The organism is Leisingera sp. ANG-M7, from assembly GCF_000813965.1.
Classification (GTDB): Bacteria; Pseudomonadota; Alphaproteobacteria; order Rhodobacterales; family Rhodobacteraceae; genus Leisingera.
In genome coordinates this window covers 1-3,818 of sequence record NZ_JWLI01000051.1, presented here as the reverse complement: position 1 = coordinate 3,818, position 3,818 = coordinate 1, and the positions used below count along the sequence as shown (strand labels likewise).

The 3,818-nt window shown below is 58.4% G+C and carries 5 protein-coding genes; all 5 read left to right on the top strand.

Annotated features, from left to right (window positions below):
- Positions 1-311 precede the first annotated feature (311 nt).
- The 5 genes from RA26_RS22250 to RA26_RS21905 all read left to right on the top strand — a co-directional run bounded on the left by RA26_RS22250 (position 312) and on the right by RA26_RS21905 (position 3,630).
- Positions 312-1,385, top strand: coding sequence for a hypothetical protein (locus RA26_RS22250; RefSeq protein ID WP_052272537.1), 1,074 nt, complete (start codon positions 312-314; stop codon positions 1,383-1,385).
- A 300-nt stretch (positions 1,386-1,685) separates the two neighbouring features.
- A complete protein-coding gene (gene rpsJ / locus RA26_RS21920) occupies positions 1,686-2,000 on the top strand; it encodes a 30S ribosomal protein S10 (RefSeq protein WP_019298501.1) in 315 nt (104 codons plus the stop codon).
- An 18-nt stretch (positions 2,001-2,018) separates the two neighbouring features.
- A complete protein-coding gene (rplC, locus tag RA26_RS21915; protein WP_019298500.1) occupies positions 2,019-2,723 on the top strand; it encodes a 50S ribosomal protein L3 in 705 nt (234 codons plus the stop codon).
- Entirely contained in the window at positions 2,720-3,337 is a 618-nt protein-coding gene (rplD, locus tag RA26_RS21910) for a 50S ribosomal protein L4 (protein ID WP_019298499.1), read from the top strand. The genes rplC and rplD overlap by 4 nt, the downstream gene beginning before the upstream one ends.
- On the top strand, positions 3,334-3,630 hold the full coding sequence (locus RA26_RS21905; protein WP_019298498.1) for a 50S ribosomal protein L23: 297 nt from the start codon (positions 3,334-3,336) through the stop codon (positions 3,628-3,630). Before rplD ends, RA26_RS21905 begins: the two co-directional genes overlap by 4 nt.
- The last annotated feature ends 188 nt before the right edge of the window (positions 3,631-3,818 follow it).

Below are 3,818 nucleotides of genomic sequence, written 5' to 3'. Positions count from 1 at the left end.
GTGTCCAAAATCACCGAGTAATCAGTCTCCTGATTGATCGACGGAAAGGCCGCCTTCGGGCGGCCTTTTTGTTTGAAAGCGATGATCTCGAGACGCGCGTACCAAGGCTGCATTGAAGATCATCGAGTAATCAGGTCTCCTGGTACTTGATAGAAAGGACCTCCCCCGGGAGGCCCCTCTTTTGTTTTATGAACGCCTGGCGTGAAAATTCGTGTTTCACGCAGCTCTGGGTGGAAAACGTTATCTTGCTTTGTTAATACGAAATTGAATGCAGCACAGCCTGCACTTTTCTTTTCCAAAAAGGTTTATGAATGTTCAGGATTCTTCCCAAGCTGGGGGCGATTGCTTTAGTTTCTCTGGCGCAGCTGGTTCCAAGCTCCTACGCCTCTGCCGCAGATTGCAGTGCCCCAGTTGATAGCAGCATCAAGGGAGCCGTTATCTGCGATCTGGGAGTTCTGGATGGCGGGGAAAGCAGCTTCGCGAAGGCCGTAAGCGAAGATGGTTTGACCGTCGTAGGAGTGAGTGACTCTTCGGAAGGAGAGCGCGCCTTTTTGTGGACTGAAGAGCAGGGAATGATCAGCTTGGGGGTCCTGGCTGGAGGTGCCGAAAGCAGAGCTACGGGTATTAGTGCTGATGGTTCAGTTGTTGTGGGAAAGAGTGACAGTGAAGCCGGTTGGCGTGCGTTCCGTTGGACGAAAGAAACGGGCATGATAAGTCTCGGTGACGTCGATGGGGACCGGCAAACCGGAGCAACAGCAGTAAGTTCGGATGGCACAGTTATAGTCGGCAGCGTTGGCGGCATCGGAGGGCGTAGTGCCTTTCGGTGGACAGCAGACGACGGCCTGACCTTCATCGGGACCGAAGAACTCAACAGCGATAGTGCCGCGCTTGGTATCAGCGGTGACGGCAAGGTTATCGTTGGACGTGTAGGATTCCGTGCTTTCCGATGGACCAATGCAGAGGGGGTTGTCCTGCTGGCGCCGGTACAAGGCGAAAAACTACGGTATGCCCACGATGCTTCAACAGATGGCTCAATCATCGTGGGTGAAGCGGGCAGCCATAGCAAAACTAAGGCATTTTACTGGAGCTCCAAGGGTGGCACCGATCTGTTGTTGCCAGCGTTCAAAGTTAAGAAAACGGGAGCGCGTGCGATCAGCCAGCTGAACGAGACCGTCGTGGGGTATGTCAAGGGTTCAGGGGGCGAAGTTGCATTCATAAAGGCGAAGGACAAGCCTATGGAGTTTCTTGGATGGCTGCCAGAGCGTGGCGGCACAAGGTTCAGTTCCGCCAGTGATGTAAGCGCGGATGGGTCAGTTGTCGCAGGGTCATCTACGGGAGAGTTTGGTCACCGGGCGGTCTTTTGGAAGCTCTCAGACCGGAATTGAAAGGCAAAACCTGTTGCGGGCGGTTTGAGAACTGCGGGCCATCGGCTAAGGCCCGGTTTCGAACCTTCCCTCAGAAACCTCCGATTAACACTTCCTGACAAAACCCAAACGCACCGTCCGCCTCAAACGCAACGGTTTCGCGGCGAAACCCCTTGCCACATGGGGCCATAGGGCGTATAGGGCGCGAGTTCGCCAAGTGCGAATTGGGGCGGGATGATTCCCGCCTTTTGGGTTCGATGAGGGGTTGCGGTGGTCGCAGGCCCTCCTCTCAACCCCAACGCCTGAATAAAAGGCTGTACGATGCAAAGCCAAAACATCCGTATCCGGCTGAAGGCATTTGACTATCGCGTGCTGGATGCGTCCACGCAAGAGATCGTCAACACTGCCAAGCGGACCGGCGCGCAAGTGCGCGGCCCGATCCCGATGCCGAACAAGATCGAGAAATTCACTGTTCTGCGTGGCCCCCACGTTGACAAGAAATCCCGCGACCAGTTCGAGATCCGCACGCACAAGCGTCTTCTCGACATCGTCGACCCGACCCCGCAGACCGTGGACGCGCTGATGAAGCTCGACCTGGCTGCCGGCGTTGACGTCGAAATCAAGCTGCAGTCGTAAGTTCGGAGGGTATTGATTATGCGTTCCGGAATTATCGCTAAAAAAGTGGGCATGACCCGCCTGTTCATGGAAGACGGCAAGCAGATCCCTGTGACCGTTCTGTCCCTGGACGGCCTGCAGGTTGTTGCTCAGCGCACCGAGGAAAAAGACGGCTACACCGCCGTTCAGCTGGGTGCTGGCTCCGCCAAGGCAAAGCGCACCTCGCAAGCCATGCGCGGCGTGTTTGCAGCTGCCAAGGTTGAACCCAAGCGCAAGCTGGTCGAATTCCGCGTTCCCGCGGACGGCCTGATCGAAGTCGGCGCCGAAATCTCGGCCGAACACTTCCTGGCTGGCCAGAAAGTGGACGTGACCGGCACCTCGATCGGTAAAGGTTTCGCCGGTGCCATGAAGCGGCACAACTTCGGCGGCCTGCGCGCCTCGCACGGTGTGTCGATCTCGCACCGTTCGCACGGTTCGACCGGTCAGTGTCAGGACCCGGGCAAGGTCTTCAAAGGCAAGAAAATGGCCGGCCACATGGGCGCAGCCCGCGTGACCACCCAGAACCTGGAAGTGGTGAAAACCGACGCCGAGCGCGGCCTGGTCTTCATCAAGGGCGCCGTACCGGGCCCGAAATCCGGCTGGGTTACCGTCAAGGACGCCGTGAAGAAGAAAGCCCCCGAGGGTCTGCCTTTCCCGGCCGCTCTGAAAACTGCGGAAGTTGCCGCGGAAGGTGGTGAAGCATGAAACTTGACGTGATCAAACTGGACGGCGGCAAAGCGGGCGACATCGAGCTGTCCGAAGACCTGTTCGGCCTGGAGCCGCGTGCGGACATCCTGCACCGCGTGGTCCGCTGGCAGCGCAACAACGCGCAGGCCGGCACCCACAAGGTGAAGACCCGCTCCGAGACCTCCTACTCGACCAAGAAGATCTACCGCCAGAAGGGCACCGGCGGCGCACGCCACGGTGACCGTAACGCGCCGATCTTCCGCAAGGGTGGTATCTACAAGGGTCCGACCCCGCGTTCGCACGGCCACGAGCTGACCAAGAAGTTCCGCAAGCTGGGCCTGCGCCATGCGCTGTCCGCAAAGGCGAAAGCGGGCGAGCTGGTCATCATCGAGGACGCTGCTTCCGAAGGCAAGACTGCAGCACTGGCCAAGCAGGTGAAAAACCTGGGCTGGAAGCGCGCGCTGATCATCGACGGCGCAGCGGTCAACGAAGGCTTCCTGCAAGCGTCGCGCAACATCGAAGGTCTGGACATCCTGCCGACCATCGGTGCCAACGTCTATGACATCCTGAAGCGTGACACCCTGGTGATCACCAAGGCGGGTGTCGAAGCACTGGAGGCTCGTCTGAAATGAGCGTGAAGGCAGAACACTACGACGTGATCCGCAAGCCGATCATCACCGAGAAATCCACCATGGCGTCTGAGAACGGCGCAGTGGTTTTCGAAGTGGCAATCGACTCCAACAAGCCGATGATCAAGGAAGCCGTCGAGGCTCTCTTTGGCGTCAAGGTGAAAGCGGTCAACACCACCGTCACCAAGGGTAAGGTCAAGCGTTTCCGCGGCCAGCTGGGCAAGCGGAAAGACGTGAAAAAAGCCTATGTGACCCTGGAAGAAGGCAACACCATCGACGTGTCCACCGGACTCTGAGATTTGCCTCTCTGACACTTAGGAAGGCCCTCGCGCAAGCGGGGGCCTTTTTCGTTGGGGCCGTCATTGACGGGGGAGAGGGCGGCTGGTGCGAATGCGGGCATGGCGGGGTCCTTTCCGAAGGTCTCCGGTCCTGTATAGCCGCTGGCGGTTAAGATCCGGGAAGCGGGGCGTACGGTGGGGGCGCA

Excerpts from the sequence above, each read along its gene's own strand:
- rplD (WP_019298499.1), top strand. The coding sequence starts at position 2,720 with ATGAAACTTGACGTGATCAAACTGGACGGCGGCAAAGCGGGCGACATC.
- RA26_RS22250 (WP_052272537.1), top strand. The coding sequence starts at position 312 with ATGTTCAGGATTCTTCCCAAGCTGGGGGCGATTGCTTTAGTTTCTCTG.
- rplC (WP_019298500.1), top strand. The coding sequence starts at position 2,019 with ATGCGTTCCGGAATTATCGCTAAAAAAGTGGGCATGACCCGCCTGTTC.
- rpsJ (WP_019298501.1), top strand. The coding sequence starts at position 1,686 with ATGCAAAGCCAAAACATCCGTATCCGGCTGAAGGCATTTGACTATCGC.
- RA26_RS21905 (WP_019298498.1), top strand. The coding sequence starts at position 3,334 with ATGAGCGTGAAGGCAGAACACTACGACGTGATCCGCAAGCCGATCATC.